Annotated in this window: 17 protein-coding genes; 14 read left to right on the top strand and 3 right to left on the bottom strand. The window is 71.0% G+C overall.

Annotation, left to right across the window (positions count from 1 at the left end; genetic code table 11):
* Positions 1-4: 4 nt before the first annotated feature.
* From AB0E02_RS07525 to AB0E02_RS07515, 3 genes are all read left to right on the top strand, one after another.
* Positions 5-1,270 (top strand): HAMP domain-containing sensor histidine kinase, encoded by a 1,266-nt coding sequence (locus AB0E02_RS07525; RefSeq protein ID WP_362137059.1) that lies wholly within the window; start codon positions 5-7, stop codon positions 1,268-1,270.
* Positions 1,271-1,805: 535 nt separating this feature from the next.
* Positions 1,806-2,108 carry a DUF4193 domain-containing protein gene (locus AB0E02_RS07520; protein WP_016575747.1) on the top strand — a complete coding sequence of 101 codons (303 nt, stop codon included), beginning with the start codon at positions 1,806-1,808 and terminating at the stop codon, positions 2,106-2,108.
* 13 nt (positions 2,109-2,121) lie between these two features.
* Positions 2,122-2,892, top strand: coding sequence for a hypothetical protein (locus tag AB0E02_RS07515; protein ID WP_362137056.1), 771 nt, complete (start codon positions 2,122-2,124; stop codon positions 2,890-2,892).
* 54 nt (positions 2,893-2,946) lie between these two features.
* Here AB0E02_RS07515 and AB0E02_RS07510 read toward each other — a convergent pair whose 3' ends face one another.
* The gene (locus AB0E02_RS07510) at positions 2,947-3,390 is read right to left on the bottom strand and encodes a DUF3093 domain-containing protein (protein WP_362137054.1); all 444 of its coding nucleotides are present in this window, start codon (positions 3,388-3,390) and stop codon (positions 2,947-2,949) included.
* A 58-nt stretch (positions 3,391-3,448) separates the two neighbouring features.
* Here AB0E02_RS07510 and AB0E02_RS07505 point away from each other — a divergent pair, with 58 nt between their 5' ends.
* From AB0E02_RS07505 to AB0E02_RS07470, 8 genes are all read left to right on the top strand, one after another.
* Complete coding sequence (locus AB0E02_RS07505; RefSeq protein WP_362137052.1) at positions 3,449-4,042, top strand: PaaI family thioesterase; 594 nt, start codon at positions 3,449-3,451, stop codon at positions 4,040-4,042.
* On the top strand, positions 4,039-4,560 hold the full coding sequence (dut, locus tag AB0E02_RS07500) for a dUTP diphosphatase (RefSeq protein WP_030412312.1): 522 nt from the start codon (positions 4,039-4,041) through the stop codon (positions 4,558-4,560). The genes AB0E02_RS07505 and dut overlap by 4 nt, the downstream gene beginning before the upstream one ends.
* 1 nt (position 4,561) lies before the next feature.
* A complete protein-coding gene (locus AB0E02_RS07495; RefSeq protein WP_362137050.1) occupies positions 4,562-5,329 on the top strand; it encodes a DUF3710 domain-containing protein in 768 nt (255 codons plus the stop codon).
* A gap of 325 nt (positions 5,330-5,654) precedes the next feature.
* Complete coding sequence (kdpF, locus tag AB0E02_RS07490; protein ID WP_037807896.1) at positions 5,655-5,744, top strand: K(+)-transporting ATPase subunit F; 90 nt, start codon at positions 5,655-5,657, stop codon at positions 5,742-5,744.
* A 31-nt stretch (positions 5,745-5,775) separates the two neighbouring features.
* Positions 5,776-7,491: a potassium-transporting ATPase subunit KdpA gene (gene kdpA, locus AB0E02_RS07485; RefSeq protein WP_362137158.1), complete on the top strand. Its 1,716-nt coding sequence runs from the start codon at positions 5,776-5,778 to the stop codon at positions 7,489-7,491.
* Positions 7,492-7,523: 32 nt separating this feature from the next.
* A complete protein-coding gene (kdpB, locus tag AB0E02_RS07480; protein WP_362137047.1) occupies positions 7,524-9,644 on the top strand; it encodes a potassium-transporting ATPase subunit KdpB in 2,121 nt (706 codons plus the stop codon).
* 22 nt (positions 9,645-9,666) lie between these two features.
* Entirely contained in the window at positions 9,667-10,338 is a 672-nt protein-coding gene (gene kdpC, locus AB0E02_RS07475; RefSeq protein ID WP_362137045.1) for a potassium-transporting ATPase subunit KdpC, read from the top strand.
* Positions 10,339-10,852: 514 nt separating this feature from the next.
* On the top strand, positions 10,853-11,584 hold the full coding sequence (locus AB0E02_RS07470; protein WP_362137157.1) for an ABC transporter ATP-binding protein: 732 nt from the start codon (positions 10,853-10,855) through the stop codon (positions 11,582-11,584).
* 90 nt (positions 11,585-11,674) lie between these two features.
* Here AB0E02_RS07470 and AB0E02_RS07465 read toward each other — a convergent pair whose 3' ends face one another.
* Positions 11,675-12,121 (bottom strand): DUF1772 domain-containing protein, encoded by a 447-nt coding sequence (locus AB0E02_RS07465; protein ID WP_362137043.1) that lies wholly within the window; start codon positions 12,119-12,121, stop codon positions 11,675-11,677.
* A gap of 156 nt (positions 12,122-12,277) precedes the next feature.
* On the opposite strand from AB0E02_RS07465, the gene AB0E02_RS07460 reads away from it, so the two are divergent.
* The gene (locus AB0E02_RS07460) at positions 12,278-12,853 is read left to right on the top strand and encodes a TetR/AcrR family transcriptional regulator (protein ID WP_362137041.1); all 576 of its coding nucleotides are present in this window, start codon (positions 12,278-12,280) and stop codon (positions 12,851-12,853) included.
* Between the two features lie 132 nt (positions 12,854-12,985).
* Here the strand turns inward: AB0E02_RS07460 and AB0E02_RS07455 are convergent, their stop codons facing one another.
* Entirely contained in the window at positions 12,986-13,519 is a 534-nt protein-coding gene (locus tag AB0E02_RS07455; RefSeq protein ID WP_362137156.1) for a GNAT family N-acetyltransferase, read from the bottom strand.
* Positions 13,520-14,000: 481 nt separating this feature from the next.
* Here AB0E02_RS07455 and AB0E02_RS07450 point away from each other — a divergent pair, with 481 nt between their 5' ends.
* Together AB0E02_RS07450 and AB0E02_RS07445 are read left to right on the top strand one after the other, a co-directional pair.
* Entirely contained in the window at positions 14,001-16,556 is a 2,556-nt protein-coding gene (locus AB0E02_RS07450) for a sensor histidine kinase KdpD (RefSeq protein ID WP_362137039.1), read from the top strand.
* 109 nt (positions 16,557-16,665) lie between these two features.
* Entirely contained in the window at positions 16,666-17,349 is a 684-nt protein-coding gene (locus AB0E02_RS07445; protein ID WP_030412320.1) for a response regulator, read from the top strand.
* Positions 17,350-17,398: the final 49 nt, after the last annotated feature.

Genomic DNA, 17,398 nt, shown 5'->3' with positions numbered 1-17,398 from the left:
GGCGATGCCTTCCCTGCCCTCGTTCTCCAAGCCGGCCGCCGCACCGCCGCCCATCCCGCCCAAACCCGCCTGGGACCCCCGCCCGCCGGTCAACGTCCGGCCCTTCCCGTGGCTCCGTCCGACCATCCGGATACGGCTGACGCTGCTGTACGGCGGGATGTTCCTGATGGCCGGCATCGTGCTGCTGACCATCATCTACATGCTCGCCGCGGACGCCCTGCACGACGGCAGCGCGCTGCCGCTGAAGATCCTCGGCGGCAAGTTCGAGTCCACCAGTGACATCTGCGACCTGCCCACCCAGACGTCCGGGCCGCTGCTCCAGCAGGCCGTCGAGCAGTGCCTCCAGCACCAGCGCGCCCTGGCGCTCAACAGCCTGCTGAACCGTTCGTTGCTGGCGTTGCTGGGGCTGACGGTGGTGGCGTTCGCCTTCGGTTATGCGATGGCGGGGCGGGTGTTGTCGCCGTTGGGGCGGATCACGCGGACCGCGCAGCGGGTGGCCGGGTCGGATCTGCACCGGCGGATCGAGCTGGGGGGTCCGGACGACGAGCTCAAGGAGCTGGCGGACACCTTCGACGAGATGCTGGACCGGCTGGACCGGGCGTTCGAGTCGCAGCGGCGGTTCGTGGCCAATGCCTCGCACGAGCTGCGGACGCCGTTGGCGATCAACCGGACGTTGCTGGAGGTGCAGCTGGCCGATCCGGACGCCTCGCCGGAGCTGGCGCAGCTGGGCAAGACGCTGTTGGCCACCAACGAGCGCAGTGAGCAGCTCGTGGAGGGCCTGCTGCTGTTGGCGCGTAGTGAGAACAAGGTGGTGGACAAGAAGCCGGTCGATCTCTCGGAGGTCGCCGCTCAGGCCGTGGACCAGATCCGCGAGGAGGCGCAGGCCAAGGGCATCGCGCTGCGCGGGGTCCGCCAGCAGGCCTTCGTCCAGGGCAACGGTGTGCTCCTGGAACGCATCGCGCTGAACCTGCTGCAGAACGCGGTGCGCTACAACACCCCCGAGGACGGCTGGGTGGAGGTGAGCACCGAGCCGCAGCCGGGGTGTGCGGTGCTGGTGGTCACCAATACCGGGCCGGTGGTCCCCGCCTATGAGGTGGAGAACCTCTTCGAGCCGTTCCGCCGGCTGCGCACCGAGCGCACCGGCAGCGACAAGGGTGTGGGGCTGGGCCTGTCCATCGTCCGCTCGGTGGTCCGCGCACACGACGGCACCATCACCGCCCAGCCCCGTGAGGGAGGTGGTCTCGTGATGCGGGTGGTGCTGCCGTTGTGAGGCCCTCGACAAGGCCGCTGTGCGGCCGCTGGAGCCGTCCGGCACCGCCCTGACCAGCCACGGGCCTCCGTAGGTAGGATCGCCCGTCTCGCGGCCGTACATCAGGGAGGTCGGCCGGCGGGGCCGGTTTGACGAACAGGGGGGCGGGGAGCGATCCTTCGCCACGTTCGCTTTGCGCGGAATTGGACCGGTCCACCAGCCGGTCGTCGCGTGTGTGATCGCTCACAGACGCGAATTTCCAGCCATCTACGCTCCGTGATCAAAAGCCCAGGTGGAATGCCGGGGAAGTCCGGGTTTCCCGGGCCCCGAATCACGGGAAGTACAGGTGATGGGCTGCGCGAGGTGCGACATTCGGACCGTGTACGGTCCTGATCGCCATCCAAACCGATCACCTCTTCAGGGGTGCGGTTGGGTGTCGATTGAGTAACAGACCTTGATGTGAGGCAAAATCTCCGCCTCAGGTCGGGCACAAGTCCGGCCTCTCACGCGTTACGAGCGCTGAGACACCGCAGACACCCAGAGGGGGAGAGCGAAAATGGCTACGGATTACGACACTCCACGCAAGACCGATGACGACCTCAACGAGGACAGCATCGAGGAGCTGAAGTCGCGGCGGAACGACAAGTCCGCCTCGGCCGTCGACGTCGACGAGTTCGAGCAGGCCGAGGGCCTGGAGCTCCCCGGCGCCGACCTGTCCAACGAAGAGCTCGCGGTGCGCGTGCTGCCCAAGCAGCAGGACGAGTTCACCTGCATGAGCTGCTTCCTGGTGCACCACCGCAGCCAGCTGGCCGCGGAGGACAAGAACGGCAACCCGATCTGCCGCGACTGCGCGGCCTGAGCCGGTCTACGCCGTGGCTGGCGTGAACCCGTTCCGCAAGCGTCACGAGGGCGGCCAAGGTCCGGCGGCCGGCGCACGATCACGCGACGAAACCGCGCCCGTGCCCGCCGACCCGACCGCCCCGGTACGGCGCGGCCGGGTGCGGGCGACGATCGCCGCGATCGCCGACCGGATCATCGAGATCGCCCCGCGGATCCCGGTCCGCGACCTGGCCACCCTGCGCGCCCAGTTCCCCGGACTGACCCCCGAGGAACTCGCCGACAAGCTCGTCGCGGGCGCCTGTGCGGGGACCGCCACCGTCGGAGCGGGCGTGGGCGCGGCAGCCATGCTGCCCGTACCGCCCGCCATGCCGGCCGAGCTGGCCACCGAGATCATCGGCGTCGCCGTGATCGAGCTCAAGCTCATCGCCGAGCTGCACGAGGTCTACGGCCTCCGGCCGCCCGGGAACCTCCGCCAGCGCGCGATGGCCGCTCTGACGTCGTGGACGGAGGAGCGGGGCATCGACATCGCGAAACCGACGTCGGTGAACGCCGCGCTCGGCGGGCAGATGAAGCGCGAACTGCGCCAGCAGATCATGAAGCGCACGCTGCGCAACCTCCCCAGCCTCACCCCGTTCATGGTGGGCGCCACCGTCGGCGGGGTCATGAACCGCCGCGACACCAGAAAAGTTGCGAAAAAAATCCGTAAGGACCTGCGGGCCAAGCAGGTGCCCTGGGACGCGCTGCCCGACGCCCTCCCCGCGTCCCCGCCGCCCGGGCCGGCCCCGCTCCCGCCGGCCGACTGAAGCGGACCGCTGAAGGGGACCGGCGCCCTCGGCCCGATGAGCCCCGCCCGCGCGTCAGGCGCGTACGGCCGTCAGTGCCGCCACCAGACGCTCCGGGTCCCGCGTCGACAGATAGGCGTACGGCGTCGGGTCGTCCGGGTCCGTGATCTCCACCCGCACCGCGGTCGGGACATAGCTGCGGAGCAGCATGAACGCCCGGGCATCGGCCTTGTGCGTCCGCCAGGCCAGCGCCTCCGCCGCGTCCAGCGCCCGGGCCTCGCCCAGCGCCGACGCCGGGATCTTCGCCTCACCGGCGATCAGCGCACCGCCCACCACCCGGATCCGCACCGACCCGTACGCGCTCACCGCCACGGCGGACAGCGCCGCCCCGCCGATCAGCCCGCCGAGCATCGGCAGCGTCCCCACCGGGAGCAGCATCAGGGCACAGGCGACGCCGACCAGCCCGGCGATCACCCACCAGGACCGGGGCGCGGTGAGACGTTCTTCGTACGACTGCATGGCTCCAGCTTGGCACGGCGGCGCGGGCCCCTTACCCGCGCGGGTAGGGTCTGCACTCGTGAGTGGAACTGACACAACGAGGCGGGGGCTGACGCCACCGACGGACGCCGTGGCTCCGGTCCGGCATGCCGAGGCGCCGGCGCCCGGAGAGCTCCTCGGCGCGCACTACGACCGCTGCTTCGGCTGTGGCACCGGCCAGCCGCACGGTCTGCACCTGGAGGCGCGGGCCGGCGAGGGCGTGAGCGTCCAGGCGGAGTTCACGGTCAAGGAGGCCCACCAGGGCGCCCCGGGCCTGGCCCACGGCGGGGTGTTGGCCACCGCGCTCGACGAGACGCTCGGCTCGCTGAACTGGCTGCTGCGGGTGATCGCGGTGACCGGCCGGCTGGAGACCGACTTCGTACGGCCGGTTCCGCTCGGCACGGTGCTGCACCTGGACGCGCAGGTCACCGCGGTGCACGGGCGGAAGATCTACTCGACGGCGGTGGGACGCATAGGCGGCCCGGACGGCCCGGTCGCGGTGCGCGCCGACGCCGTCTTCATCGAGGTGAAGGTCGACCACTTCATCGAGAACGGCAGGACCGAGGAGATCCAGGCGGCGATGGCCGACCCGGACCAGGTCAAGCGCGCGCGAGCCTTCGAGGTGAACCCGTGAGTGAGGTACGCAACCCCGTCGACGTACTGCTGCGCCGGCTCGACCCGGAGGTGCCCGTTCCGGCGTACGGGCATCCGGGCGACGCCGGCGTCGATCTGGTGACCACCGAGGCGGCCGAGCTGGCGCCGGGGGAGCGCACGGTGCTGCCCACCGGCGTGGCGATCGCGCTGCCGGACGGCTACGCGGCGTTCGTGCACCCGCGGTCCGGGCTCGCCGCGCGCTGCGGACTGGCGCTCGTGAATGCCCCCGGGACGGTGGATGCCGGGTACCGTGGAGAGATCAAGGTGATCGTGGTCAATCTGGACCCGCGGGAGACCGTGCGGTTCGAGAGGTTCGACCGGATCGCCCAACTTGTCGTCCAGCAGGTCGAGAAGGTGCGCTTCCACGAGGTGGCGGAACTTCCCGGCTCGGCGCGGGCCGAGGGGGGATTCGGTTCCACCGGCGGTCATGCGGCGGTGGACGGCTCCACGGGCGGGAATGAATACGCAGCGGTCGGTGCCGACCGGGAAGGACAGTGACGTGTTCGGACGTCGCAAGAAGAACAAGACTCCTGAGGAGTCGGCAGCGGGGCTCGTCGAGGAGACGGTGACCGGTGCGCCGGCCGAGGAGGTCAGCGACGAGGAGCAGAGCCGGGTCAATCTTCCGCCCGCGCCGCGCCCCGACGGGCCGTGGGACTCCTCCGAGGTCACCAACCCCGGCGAGGGCCGGGTCGACCTCGGCGGACTGTTCGTGCCCGGGGTCGAGGGCATGGAGCTGCGGGTGGAGGTCGCCGGTGACGCGATCGTCGCCGCGACGGTGGTGCTGCAGGACAGCGCCGTACAGCTGCAGGCGTTCGCCGCTCCCCGCAACGAGGGCATCTGGGGCGAGGTCCGCGAGGAGATCGCGGCCGGCATCACCCAGCAGGGCGGGGTCATCGACGAGGTCGAGGGCCCGCTGGGCTGGGAGCTGCGCGCCCAGGTGCCGGTACAGCTGCCGGACGGCACGAACGGCGTGCAGGTCGTGCGCTTCGTCGGCGTGGACGGCCCCCGGTGGTTCCTGCGCGGCGTGATCTCCGGCCAGGGCGCGGTGCAGCCGCAGGCCGCGGGCGTGCTGGAGCACATCTTCCGGGACACCGTCATCGTCCGCGGCGAAGGCCCCATGGCGCCGCGCGACCCGATCGTCCTGAAGCTGCCGGACGACGCCCAGATGGTGCCGGACGGCGTGCAGCAGGAGCCGGCCGAGCAGTCCCGCTTCGGCGGCGGCGTGGAGCGTCTGGAGCGCGGACCGGAGATCACCGAGATCCGCTGACACACGGTCCGGCCGGCGGGGCCCGCAAGGGCGCCAGGACCGGCCGGAACACGACGGTCATACGGGCCCGCACCCCTTGAAGGGGGTGCGGGCCCTCCGTATTTGCGCAGGTCAGGCCGAGCGGCGTATGAGATCCGTCAACGGGGCGCCAATGGCCGTAAGGGAGGCGTCAACGCCGTTCAGGAGCGGTCATGCGGACGGTTTGCTCTAGGGGTCCGAACTCCCCTCCCCTCTAGGAGCACACGATGGCCGACGTGGCCTTCGTCGTCGTCACGGTCGCGGTCTTCGCGCTGGTGGCCCTCGTCGCCAAGGGGGTGGCGAAGCTGTGACCGTCGAGAACGCGGTCGGCCTGATCGTCGCCGTCGCCCTGCTGGGATACCTCGTCCTCGCCCTCGTCTTCCCGGAGAGGTTCTGAGGTGATCACCGCTGCCTCCCCGGCGGGCTCGATGAGCCCCGTCCTCGCCGGCGTGCTCCAGCTGACGGCGCTCATCGCGGCGCTGGCCCTGGCGTACCGCCCCCTCGGCGACCACATGGCCGCCGTCTACAGCTCCCCGCGGCACCTCCGCGTCGAGAAGGTCCTCTACCGCTGCATCGGCGCCGACCCGGACGCCCGGATGCGCTGGCCCGCCTACCTGCGCGCCGTCCTGGCCTTCTCCGCGGCCGGGGTGCTCCTCCTCTACCTCCTGCAGCGCCTCCAGGGCGGTCTGCCGCTGTCCCTCGGGTTCGCGTCGATCAGCCCCGACCAGGCGTTCAACACCGCCGCGTCGTTCGTCGCCAACACCAACTGGCAGTCCTACAGCGGCGAGCAGGCCATGGGCCACGTCGTGCAGACCGCCGGCCTCGCGGTGCAGAACTTCGTGTCCGCGGCCACCGGCATGGCCGTGGCGATCGCCTTGGTCCGCGGCTTCGCACTCCCCCGAGCTCTCGGCTCCGCTCAAGCAGGGGAGACCCCCATCCGCACCGGCGAACTGGGGAACTTCTGGGCCGACCTGGTCCGCGGCACCGTCCGCATCCTCATACCGATCGCCGTCATCGGCGCCGTCGTCCTGGTCGCCTGCGGCGCCGTCCAGAACTTCTCCGGCATCCACGACGTCGGGCAGTTCTTGGGCGGGCACCGGCAGACCAACGGCGGTGCGGTCGCCTCCCAGGAGGTCATCAAGGAACTGGGCACCAACGGAGGCGGCTACTTCAACGCCAACTCCGCTCACCCCTTCGAGAACCCCGACGCCTTCACCAACCTCTTCGAGATCTTCCTGATCCTGGTCATCCCGTTCGCGCTGACCCGGACCTTCGGCAAGCTCGTCGGCAACGTCAGGCAGGGATACGCCGTCCTCGCCACCATGGGAGTCATCTGGCTCGGCTTCACCGCGCTGATGATGTGGACCGAGTTCGCGCACGGCGGCCCGGCCCTGCAGGCCGCGGGCGCCGCCATGGAGGGCAAGGAGACCCGCTTCGGCGTCGGCTCCTCGGCGATCTTCTCGGTCGCCACCACCCTCACCTCCACCGGCGCGGTCGACTCCTTCCACTCCTCCTTCACCGCCTTCGGCGGCGGCCTCCAGCTGCTCGGCATGATGCTGGGCGAGATCGCCCCCGGCGGCGTCGGCTCCGGCCTCTACGGCATGCTGGTCATGGCCGTCATCGCGGTGTTCCTCGCCGGCCTGATGGTGGGCCGCACACCCGAGTACCTCGGCAAGAAGATCGGCACCCGCGAGATCAAACTCGCCGCCTGCTACCTCCTCGTCACCCCGACGCTGGTCCTCGGCTTCACCGCCGCCTCGATGGTGCTGCCCGACGCACTGGGCTCGATGCTCAACACCAAGGCACTGGGCGCCGGTTCGCACGGCTTCTCCGAGGTCCTGTACGCCTTCACCTCCGGCGCCAACAACAACGGCTCCGCCTTCGCCGGCCTCAACGCCGACACCCCCTGGTACAACACCACGATCGGGCTGGCCATGCTGCTCGGCCGCCTCCTGCCGATGGTGTTCGTCCTCGCGTTGGCCGGCTCGCTCGCCGAGCAGCAGCCGGTCCCGGAGACCGCCGGAACCCTGCGCACCGAGAAGCCGCTCTTCGCCGGGCTGCTCGTCGGCACCATCCTGATCATCACCGGTCTGACCTACTTCCCGGCGCTGGCACTCGGCCCGCTGGCGGAGGGCCTGTCATGACCGCCCCCGCCAAGCCTGAGGAGCCCGGCTCCATGACCACCAGCCCGACAGCCACTCCGACCCGTGCCCCGCACCAGGACGCCCCCGGCGGGCACAAGCCCGGTGACGGCCGCGTCGGCGGCGGCCTCTTCGATCCCCGGCAGCTGGTCAGGTCCCTGCCGGACGCGCTGCGCAAGCTCGACCCGCGGGTGATGGTCAAGTCCCCGGTGATGTTCGTGGTCGAGGTGGGCTCCGTCCTCACCACGCTCTTCGCCTGCCTGTCCCCCGGGGACTGGTTCGGCTGGGCGATCGCCGTCTGGCTGTGGCTGACCGTGATCTTCGCCAATCTGGCCGAGGCGGTCGCCGAGGGCCGCGGCAAGGCGCAGGCCGACACCCTGCGCAAGGCCAAGACCGACACCGTGGCGCGCCGGCTGAACGACGGCATGGAGGAGCAGGTCCCCGGCACCGAGCTGCGCATCGGCGATCTCGTCGTCTGCGAGGCCGGCGACATCATCCCCGGTGACGGCGACGTCGTCGAAGGCGTCGCGTCCGTCGACGAGTCCGCGATCACCGGTGAATCCGCCCCGGTCATCCGCGAGTCCGGCGGCGACCGCTCGGCCGTCACCGGCGGGACGAAGGTGCTCTCCGACCGCATCGTCATCAAGATCACCACAAGGCCCGGTGAGACCTTCATCGACCGGATGATCAACCTCGTCGAGGGCGCCGCACGGCAGAAGACCCCCAACGAGATCGCGTTGAACATCCTGCTCGCCTCGCTCACCGTCGTCTTCCTGCTGGCCGTCGTCACCCTCCAGCCGTTCGCGATCTACGCCGGCGCCGAACAGCCCATGATCGTGCTGCTCGCGCTGCTGGTCTGCCTGATCCCGACGACCATCGGCGCCCTGCTCTCGGCCATCGGCATCGCCGGCATGGACCGGCTCGTCCAGCGCAACGTCCTGGCCATGTCGGGCCGGGCGGTCGAGGCCGCCGGCGACGTCTCGACGCTGCTGCTCGACAAGACCGGCACCATCACCCTCGGCAACCGCCGGGCCGCCGAGTTCGTGCCGGTACGCGGCACGACGGAGGCCGAGGTGGCGGACGCCGCCCAGCTCTCCTCGCTGGCCGACGAGACCCCCGAGGGCCGTTCGATCGTCGTGCTCGCCAAGGAGAAGTACGGCCTGCGCGAGCGGCACCAGGGCGAGCTGGTGGCCGCCGAGTGGGTCCCGTTCACCGCGCAGACCCGGATGTCGGGCGTGGACGTCACCGAGGAGGGCCGCCACTGCAAGATCCGCAAGGGGGCGACCGGTTCCGTCATCGCCTGGGTCAAGGCGCGCGGCGGTGCGGTCGCCGAGGACGCCCAGCAGCTCACCGACACCATCTCCCAGGCCGGCGGCACCCCGCTGCTGGTCGCCCTGGAGGACGAGCGCGGGCCGCGCGTCCTGGGCGTCATCCACCTCAAGGACGTCGTCAAGGAGGGCATGCGCGAACGCTTCGTCGAACTGCGCAAGATGGGCATCAAGACCATCATGATCACGGGCGACAACCCGCTGACGGCCAAGGCCATCGCCGACGAGGCCGGCGTGGACGACTTCCTCGCCGAGGCTACGCCCGAGGACAAGATGGCGCTCATCAAGCGCGAACAGGCCGGCGGCAAGCTCGTCGCCATGACCGGTGACGGCACCAACGACGCCCCGGCACTGGCCCAGGCGGACGTCGGCGTGGCGATGAACACCGGTACGTCGGCAGCCAAGGAGGCCGGCAACATGGTCGACCTCGACTCCGACCCGACCAAGCTCATCGAGATCGTCGAGATCGGCAAACAGCTCCTGATCACCCGGGGCGCGCTGACCACCTTCTCGATCGCCAACGACGTCGCCAAGTACTTCGCCATCATCCCGGCGATGTTCGCGGTGGCCTACCCGGGCCTGGACACCCTCAACATCATGCGGCTGTCCAGCCCCAACTCCGCCATCCTGTCGGCGATCATCTTCAACGCGCTGATCATCATCGCGTTGGTGCCACTCGCCCTCAAGGGAGTGCAGTACCGCCCGGTCAGCGCCGATCGGATGCTCCGCCGCAACCTGACCGTCTACGGCCTCGGCGGCCTGATCGCCCCCTTCCTCGGCATCAAACTCATCGACCTGCTCATCTCCCTCATCCCCGGGCTGCACTGATGCGGAAAGCGTGGTAACCGCCATGAACAACTCGGTACGCAACACCGCCCGGTTGCTCGGCGCCGGCCTGCGCGCCCTGCTCGTCCTGACCGTGGTGTGCGGCGTCCTCTACCCGCTGGTGGTCACCGGCGTGGCCCAGGCGGCCTTCCCCGACCAGGCCAACGGCTCCGAGGTCCGCTCCCACGGCAAGGCCGTCGGCTCGTCCCTCCTCGGCCAGCGCTACGACAAGGGCACCGACAAACACGGCAACCCCATCCCCGACCTGCGGTTCTTCCAGCCGCGCCCCTCCGCGGGCCTGGGCAGCAACCGGGCCAACGGCGTCAACACCCAGTACGACCTGCAGGTCTCCGGCGCCTCCAACCTGGGCGGCACCAACACCGACCTGATCAAGGCGGTCGAGGAACGCAAGAAGTGGGTCGCCGAGACCTACGGCGTCCCCGAGCCAAAGGTCCCCGCCGACGCCGTCACCTCGTCCGGCTCCGGCCTCGACCCGGACATCTCCCCGGCGTACGCACAACTCCAGGCCGACCGCGTCGCCAAGGAGAACCACCTCCCGGCAACCACGGTGCACCGGCTCGTCACCCGCCACACGGACGGCCGCACCCTCGGCTTCCTCGGCGAACCGCGGGTGAACGTCTTGGAGCTGAACATTGCGCTGCGGGATCTGGTGCGGGGACAGGGGGAGACGGGCTGAACAAGGTCTGAACCGGGCTGCACAGGGCTGCACAGGGCTGCACAAGGCGCTGAACTCGCTGAACTCGGACTTCCCGTAGGGAAGTTGGGGCAACCGGTGCGCCCTGGTGCGGCAACGTGAATTGGGCCTGAGCATGAGGGAGGCCGCCGTCGTATCTCCGTTTCATGAAGGAGGCAAAGCCTCCTGCGGCAAGGCTCTCGCCACCTTCGCGCCCGCGTTCCTGCGTACGCGACTCGCGCCCAGAACCCGAACTGAGCCGCGGACCGGCCGGCCCAACTGCCCTTTCCAGGGCCCGTCCGAGAGTTATCCACAGGCGTTGCCTGCCGAACTGCGGTGTCCGCATACTGACGCCATCGGCAGGCACCGCCGGGGGGCCGGCCGGTCGGCGCGGCGGGTCGATGCGGACCGAAGCCGCAAGGGGAGTGGGGGAGCGAAAATGCACAACGGGGGAAGCACAACCAGCACAGCGTCAGGAACAGCCGGCGCGGAGGCGGCCGATTCCGCTTCCGCGGCGATGGTCGTCGTCGAGGACCTGCACCGCAGTTACGGCAGCGAGGGCAGTGGCGCCGGCGTCGTCCACGCGCTCCGCGGCGTCTCCTGCCGGGTTCCACGCGGTGAACTGGTCGCCCTGCGCGGCCGATCCGGGTCCGGCAAGACGACACTGCTCAACCTCATCGGCGGCCTGGACGCCCCGGACTCGGGGCGCATCACCGTCGACGGCACCCCGCTCGCCGAGCTTGACGAAACCGGGCTGCTCGCAATGCGCCGCGACCGCATCGGCTTCGTCTTCCAGTCGTTCGGGCTGATACCGATCCTGAGCGCCGCCGAGAACGTCGGAGTGCCCATGCGGCTCCGCAAGGTCCCGGCGCGTGAGCGAGAAGAACGGGTCGCGCTCCTGCTGGCCCTGGTCGGCCTCGCCGAGCACGCCCGGCAGCGCCCGGGCGAACTCTCCGGCGGCCAGCAACAACGCGTCGCGATAGCCCGTGCCCTCGCCAACCGCCCCGCCCTGCTCATAGCCGACGAACCCACCGGCCAACTCGACGCGGAAACGGGGCTGGAGGTGATGGAACTCCTCCGCGCCGTCGTCCGCAGCGAGGGCGTCACGGCCCTGGTCGCCACCCACGACAACACCCTCCTGGGCCTGGCCGACCGCGTCCTGACGCTGAACGACGGGTTGATCACGGAGATGGGCGCGAACGGCCGGGAGGGCGAGCCGAGCCAGGCCGGCTCAGGGGCGACGCGGTGAACGGAGGCCGCTCCCGGCGGGCTCAGGATGCCGCTGTGGGCAGCGGCAGCAGGGCAGAGGACAGCAGGGCAGCAGCGGCCTGGCGCGGCGTCAGGTGAGGGCGATCGTGAAGAGGACGAACGCGAGCACGATGATGGCCACGCGGACGTAGTGGAAGCGGTCCCAACGGCCTACCTGTTGCTTCCAGTCGGCGGGTACGCCCTCCTTCGACCAGGTCGCGACGCGTGAGTTGATCGGCACGAGCAGCAGGATCGACATCACCACGCTCAGTACGAGCAGCACGGTGCCCACGGCGATGAGTGGGGCGCCCCGGTCGCCCCATGCCAGTGCGGACCATGCCGCGCCGAGGACGACCGAGCCGATGTACCAGAACGGCATGACCCGGCCGAGGATGCGTGCTCCGTCGCTTCGGGCGTCGAGTCCGCCGTCGTCCGGGAGCCGGTCGAGGATCGGGTTGACGAACACCGCCACTGCGAATTCCACGCCCACCATCAGTCCGACCACGACGACCGTGATGACGGCCAGTGCGTTGTGCATGTCCCCTCCAAGGGCTTGAAGTGTCAGCGGTCAGCGGTTAGCCGTCAGCGGCCGGCCGGCACCTGCATGCGCAGCTGCGGTTGCTAGCGGCGCTAGCTGTAAGTTCGATGCTAGAGGTATCGATGCTCTGTTGTCTAGCAGCGCTAGAATCGGTTCATGTCGGTACGTGAACGCAAGGAACGTGAGCGGGCCAACCGCCACAAGCTGATCGTCTCCACGGCCCGCGAGCTGGCCGAGACGCACGGATGGGACGCCGTCACCACGCGCCGCCTCGCCAAGCAGATCGAGTACAGCCAGCCGGTGCTCTACAGCCACTTCCGGGGCATGAAGGAGATCGTCGGAGCGGTCGCGCTGGAGGGGTTCGCCGAGCTGACGACCGCGCTGCGTGCCGTGGTGCCGGAAGGGCCCGCCGGCCGGGAGGCGGTGGCGGCGCTGGCCCGCGCCTACACCGACTTCGCCGCGCGCAATCCGGCCCTGTACGACGCGATGTTCAGCCTCGACAACGGCCTCCCGTTCGCCGACGAGGCCACGCCCGTGCCGCTGCGCGAGGCGTTCCAGGCTCTGCTGGACCCTCTCGTCGACCATGCGCACCCCGACGAACCGGGGCTGTTCGTCGAGACGTTCTGGGCGGCGCTGCACGGACTGGTCACCCTCACCCGCGCCGGACGCCTGCCCGCCGACCGGGCCCCCGACCGCCTCACCCTCCTGGTCGACCGCTTCGTTCCCCGGTAGGAGCGATACGGCTGAACTCCGGCGGGTTGGTGGTTGCCGGTCACCGGCCGCCGGCCATCAGCTGACGCCGCCCACCACCAGCCACATCCCACCACCCCGTGGCGGTGCGTCAGCCCCCCGCCGCCCGCGCCGTTACCAGACGTCGCCGTCGCGCCAGTCGCAGGTGAGGTCGGAGTCGAGATCCAGGGTGGCGGCGGGCGTCGGCAGGACGTAGAGGCAGTCGTCCTCGTCGGGGGTGCGCCGGACGCCGGACGGGGTGAGGGTCCAGGAGCGGCCGCGCCACTGCTGCCAGCCGCGGGCGGCGTAGAAGGCGGCGGCCTCGTCGGAGGCGCCGAGCGCGCCGAGGTCGTATCCGGCGCGGATCACTCGTTCCAGCGCGGCCATCACGGCCGCCCCGTGGCCGCGGCCGCGGCGGTCCGCACGTACGCCGACCCCCTCGACGTAACCGCAACGCAGCGCCCGGCCGCCGTGCAGCAGCCGGCGCTGGATCACCGAGGCATGACCGATGAGTTCGCCGTCCTCGTAGGCCAGGGCGTGCAGCCCGCCGAGGGCGTGGTCCCAGTCCTCCTCGGTCATGTCGTCGAAGACGTCGTGGAGGAGGGCGTGCACCGACGCGAGCGTTGCGGCATCCAGGTCGGCGGTGTGGGCGACCCGCACCGCTGGCATGCGGCCCGTCGTCAGATCTCCCGCGGGCGCGGGGCGGTGGCCGGTGCCGGGGGTGGGCTCGGAGGCGGGCGCGGTGTCCGTCATGAGGGCATCGTCGCAGTCGGTCGTGGCGTCCGGCGAGGTGTTTCCACCGGGCGGAACGGAGGGGAGTGGAGGGGAGCGGAGTGGAGGGGAGCGGAACGGGCAGGGGAGTGGGACGGAGAAGGACCGCCAGGGGAGGAAGGGCGACGGACCTCGCTCGGAGACGGACCCAGCTCGGAGGCGGACCACATAGCCGCTGGTCGCGAGCCGCTGGTCGGAAGCGGAGGCCGTGGAGCGGCGAGCGGGAGGCCCGCGCCAAGCCGGGACCGGAGCCCCGTATCAGAGTCGCGTCAAGACCGGGGGCGAAGTCGTCAACTGCGGCTTTTGTTCCCTTGTGCGGTCGGTAGGGTCGCAGCAGGCCAGCCCGGTGGGGGCGGCCTTCACGTAAGACAATGGGGCCATGGCACGCGGCAAGCTACGGATCTATCTCGGGGCGGCGCCCGGCGTCGGCAAGACCTACGCGATGCTGTCCGAGGCACACCGGCGCGTGGAGCGGGGCACTGACCTCGCGGTGGCGTTCGTCGAGCACCACGGGCGGCCCCGCACGGAGGTCATGCTGCACGGGCTGGAGCAGATCCAGCGTCGCGAGCTGACGTACCGCGGCTCGGTTTTCACCGAAATGGACGTGGACGCGGCGCTGGAACGCAAGCCCGCCGTGGCCGTGGTCGACGAGTTGGCCCACACCAACGTGCCCGGCTCGCGCAACGCCAAGCGCTGGCAGGACATCGAGGAGCTGCTGGAAGCCGGCATCGATGTCATCTCGACGGTGAACATCCAGCACCTGGAGTCCCTCGGGGACGTCGTGGAGTCCATAACGGGCGTCCGGCAGCGCGAGACCGTACCGGACGAGGTGGTGCGGCGGGCCGACCAGATCGAGCTGGTCGACATGTCGCCGCAGGCGATCCGGCGCCGGATGGCGCACGGGAACATCTACCAGCCCGACAAGGTGGACGCCGCCCTGTCGAACTACTTCCGGCCGGGCAACCTCACGGCGCTGCGCGAGCTGGCGCTCCTCTGGGTCGCCGACCGCGTCGACGAGTACCTGCAGGAGTACCGGGCGGAGCACTCGATCCGGTCGACCTGGCAGGCCCGCGAGCGGATCGTGGTCGGCCTGACCGGGGGCCCCGAGGGCCGTACGCTCATCCGCCGCGCCGCCCGGATGGCGGCCAAGGGCTCGGGCAGCGAGGTGCTCGCCGTCTACATAGCCCGCAGTGACGGGCTGACCTCCGCCTCGCCCAAGGAACTCGCCGTCCAGCGGACGCTGGTGGAGGACCTCGGCGGGACCTTCCACCACGTCATCGGGGACGACATACCGAGTGCGCTGCTGGAGTTCGCGCGCGGGGTGAACGCCACGCAGATCGTGCTGGGGTCGAGCCGCCGCAAGACCTGGCAGTACGTCTTCGGCCCGGGGGTCGGGGCGACCGTCGCCCGCGAATCGGGGCCGGACCTCGACGTGCACATCGTCACCCATGAGGAGGTCGCCAAGGGCCGGGGGCTGCCGGTGGCGCGCGGTGCGCGGCTGGGGCGGGCCCGGATCATCGCCGGCTGGCTCGTCGGTGTCGTGGGCCCGGCGCTGCTCTCACTGCTGCTGTCCGGCCTCGCCAACGGGCCCGGGCTGGCCAACGACGTCCTGCTGTTCCTCTTCCTGACCGTCGTGGCGGCGCTGCTCGGCGGGCAGCTGTCGGCGCTGGCGTCGGCCGCGGTCGGCTCGCTGCTGCTGAACTTCTACTTCACGCCACCGACCCACACCCTCACCATCAGCGACCCGCAGAACATCGTCGCCATCGCGATCTTCTTCGCGGTCGCGGTGTCGGTCGCCTCGGTGGTGGACCTCGCCGCCCGCCGCACCCACCAGGCGGCCCGGCTGCGCGCCGAGTCGGAGATCCTGTCCTTCCTCGCCGGCAGTGTGCTGCGCGGCGAGACGACGCTGAGCGCCCTGCTGGAGCGGGTGCGGGAGACCTTCGGCATGGACACCGTGGCGCTGCTGGAGCGGCGCAGCGACGTCGACCCGTGGACCTGCGCGGGCCGGGCCGGCGGCCCGGACAAGGGCGAGCCGCTGCTGCGCCCCGAGGACGCGGACGTCGACATGCCGGTGGGCGACCACATGGCGCTGGCGCTGACCGGGCGGGTGCTGCCCGCCGAGGACCGCCGGGTGCTGGCCGCCTTCGCCGCCCAGGCCGCCGTCGTGCTCGACCGGCAGCGGCTGGTCGGCGAGGCGGAACGGGCCCGGGAGCTGGCCGAGGGCAACCGCATCCGAACGGCGCTGCTGGCCGCGGTCAGCCACGACCTGCGGACGCCGCTGGCGAGCATCAAGGCCTCGGTCACCTCCCTGCGCTCGGACGACGTGGCCTGGTCGCCGGAGGACGAGGCGGAGCTGCTGGCGGGCATCGAGGCGGGCGCGGACCGGCTGGACCACCTGGTCGGCAACCTCCTGGACATGTCCCGGCTGCAGACCGGCACGGTCACCCCGCTGATCCGCGAGATCGACCTCGACGAGGTCGTACCGATGGCGCTGGGCGGCGTACCCGAGGACAGCGTCACCCTGGACATCCCGGAGGAGCTGCCGATGGTCGCGGTCGACCCCGGGCTGCTGGAACGTTCGGTCGCCAATCTCGTCGAGAACGCCGTGAAGTACAGCCCGGACGGGGAGGCGGTGCTGGTCGCGGCCAGCGCGCTCGGCGACCGGGTGGAGCTGCGGATCGCCGACCGCGGGCCGGGCGTGCCCGACAGCGCCAAGGACCGGATCTTCGAGCCGTTCCAGCGCTACGGCGACGTGCCGCGCGGCGCCGGTGTGGGGCTGGGGCTCGCGGTGGCGCGGGGCTTCGCGGAGGCGATGGGCGGCACGCTCGCCGCGGAGGACACACCGGGTGGCGGTATGACGATGGTCCTCACGCTCCGGGCCGCGGGCGGCCGGCCGCCGGTCCGGCCCGACCTCCCGGCCCAGGTCACGACATGAGCCGGACCCCACCGCCGCCCTCCACCACACCTCCCGCGGGCCGCCCCGCCGGGAACCGCACCGACCCCGGCCCGCCGGGACACGCCACCACACCACGAGGAGATCGCCAGTGAACCGGGTGCTTGTGGTCGATGACGAGCCGCAGATCGTCCGCGCCCTCGTGATCAACCTGAAGGCGCGCAAGTACGAGGTCGACGCCGCCCCCGACGGGGCCACCGCCCTCAAGCTCGCCGCCGCCCGCCACCCCGACGTCATCGTCCTGGACCTCGGCCTGCCCGATATGGACGGCGTCGAAGTGATCAAGGGGCTGCGGGGCTGGACCCGGGTGCCGATCCTGGTGCTCTCCGCCCGGCAGACCTCCGACGAGAAGGTGGAGGCGCTGGACGCGGGCGCGGACGACTACGTCACCAAGCCGTTCGGCATGGACGAGCTGCTGGCCCGGCTGCGGGCGGCGGTGCGCCGGGCCGAGCCGACCGGGCCGGCCGACACCGAAGTGGTCGTGGAGACCGAGGGCTTCACCGTCGACCTCGCCGCGAAGAAGGTCAACCGCGGCGGCCGGGACATCCGGCTGACGCCCACCGAATGGCACCTCCTGGAGGTCCTGGTCCGCAACGCCGGCCGGCTGGTCAGCCAGAAGCAGCTGCTCCAGGAGGTCTGGGGCCCGTCCTACGGCACCGAGACGAACTATCTGCGGGTCTACATGGCCCAGCTCCGCCGCAAGCTGGAGAGCGACCCCTCACACCCGAAGCACTTCATCACCGAGCCGGGGATGGGGTACCGCTTCGAGCAGTGAGGTCGGGTGTCCGGCCGGGGGTGCGGGGGTTGGCCCCCGGGGGGTGCAG

Origin of the sequence: Streptomyces sp. NPDC048196, from assembly GCF_040652715.1 — a bacterium.
Taxonomy (GTDB): domain Bacteria; phylum Actinomycetota; class Actinomycetes; order Streptomycetales; family Streptomycetaceae; genus Streptomyces; species Streptomyces siderophoricus.
This window is presented reverse-complemented; position numbering and strand designations above follow the sequence as displayed.

What these genes read in the sequence shown, in the direction of transcription:
- AB0E02_RS07455 (WP_362137156.1), bottom strand. Translation starts at nt 13,519, where the DNA reads ATGCCAGCGGTGCGGGTCGCCCACACCGCCGACCTGGATGCCGCAACG.
- kdpC (WP_362137045.1), top strand. Translation starts at nt 9,667, where the DNA reads ATGAACAACTCGGTACGCAACACCGCCCGGTTGCTCGGCGCCGGCCTG.
- AB0E02_RS07520 (WP_016575747.1), top strand. Translation starts at nt 1,806, where the DNA reads ATGGCTACGGATTACGACACTCCACGCAAGACCGATGACGACCTCAAC.
- AB0E02_RS07510 (WP_362137054.1), bottom strand. Translation starts at nt 3,390, where the DNA reads ATGCAGTCGTACGAAGAACGTCTCACCGCGCCCCGGTCCTGGTGGGTG.
- AB0E02_RS07525 (WP_362137059.1), top strand. Translation starts at nt 5, where the DNA reads ATGCCTTCCCTGCCCTCGTTCTCCAAGCCGGCCGCCGCACCGCCGCCC.
- AB0E02_RS07465 (WP_362137043.1), bottom strand. Translation starts at nt 12,121, where the DNA reads ATGCACAACGCACTGGCCGTCATCACGGTCGTCGTGGTCGGACTGATG.
- AB0E02_RS07470 (WP_362137157.1), top strand. Translation starts at nt 10,853, where the DNA reads ATGGTCGTCGTCGAGGACCTGCACCGCAGTTACGGCAGCGAGGGCAGT.
- kdpA (WP_362137158.1), top strand. Translation starts at nt 5,776, where the DNA reads ATGAGCCCCGTCCTCGCCGGCGTGCTCCAGCTGACGGCGCTCATCGCG.
- kdpB (WP_362137047.1), top strand. Translation starts at nt 7,524, where the DNA reads ATGACCACCAGCCCGACAGCCACTCCGACCCGTGCCCCGCACCAGGAC.
- AB0E02_RS07450 (WP_362137039.1), top strand. Translation starts at nt 14,001, where the DNA reads ATGGCACGCGGCAAGCTACGGATCTATCTCGGGGCGGCGCCCGGCGTC.
- AB0E02_RS07460 (WP_362137041.1), top strand. Translation starts at nt 12,278, where the DNA reads ATGTCGGTACGTGAACGCAAGGAACGTGAGCGGGCCAACCGCCACAAG.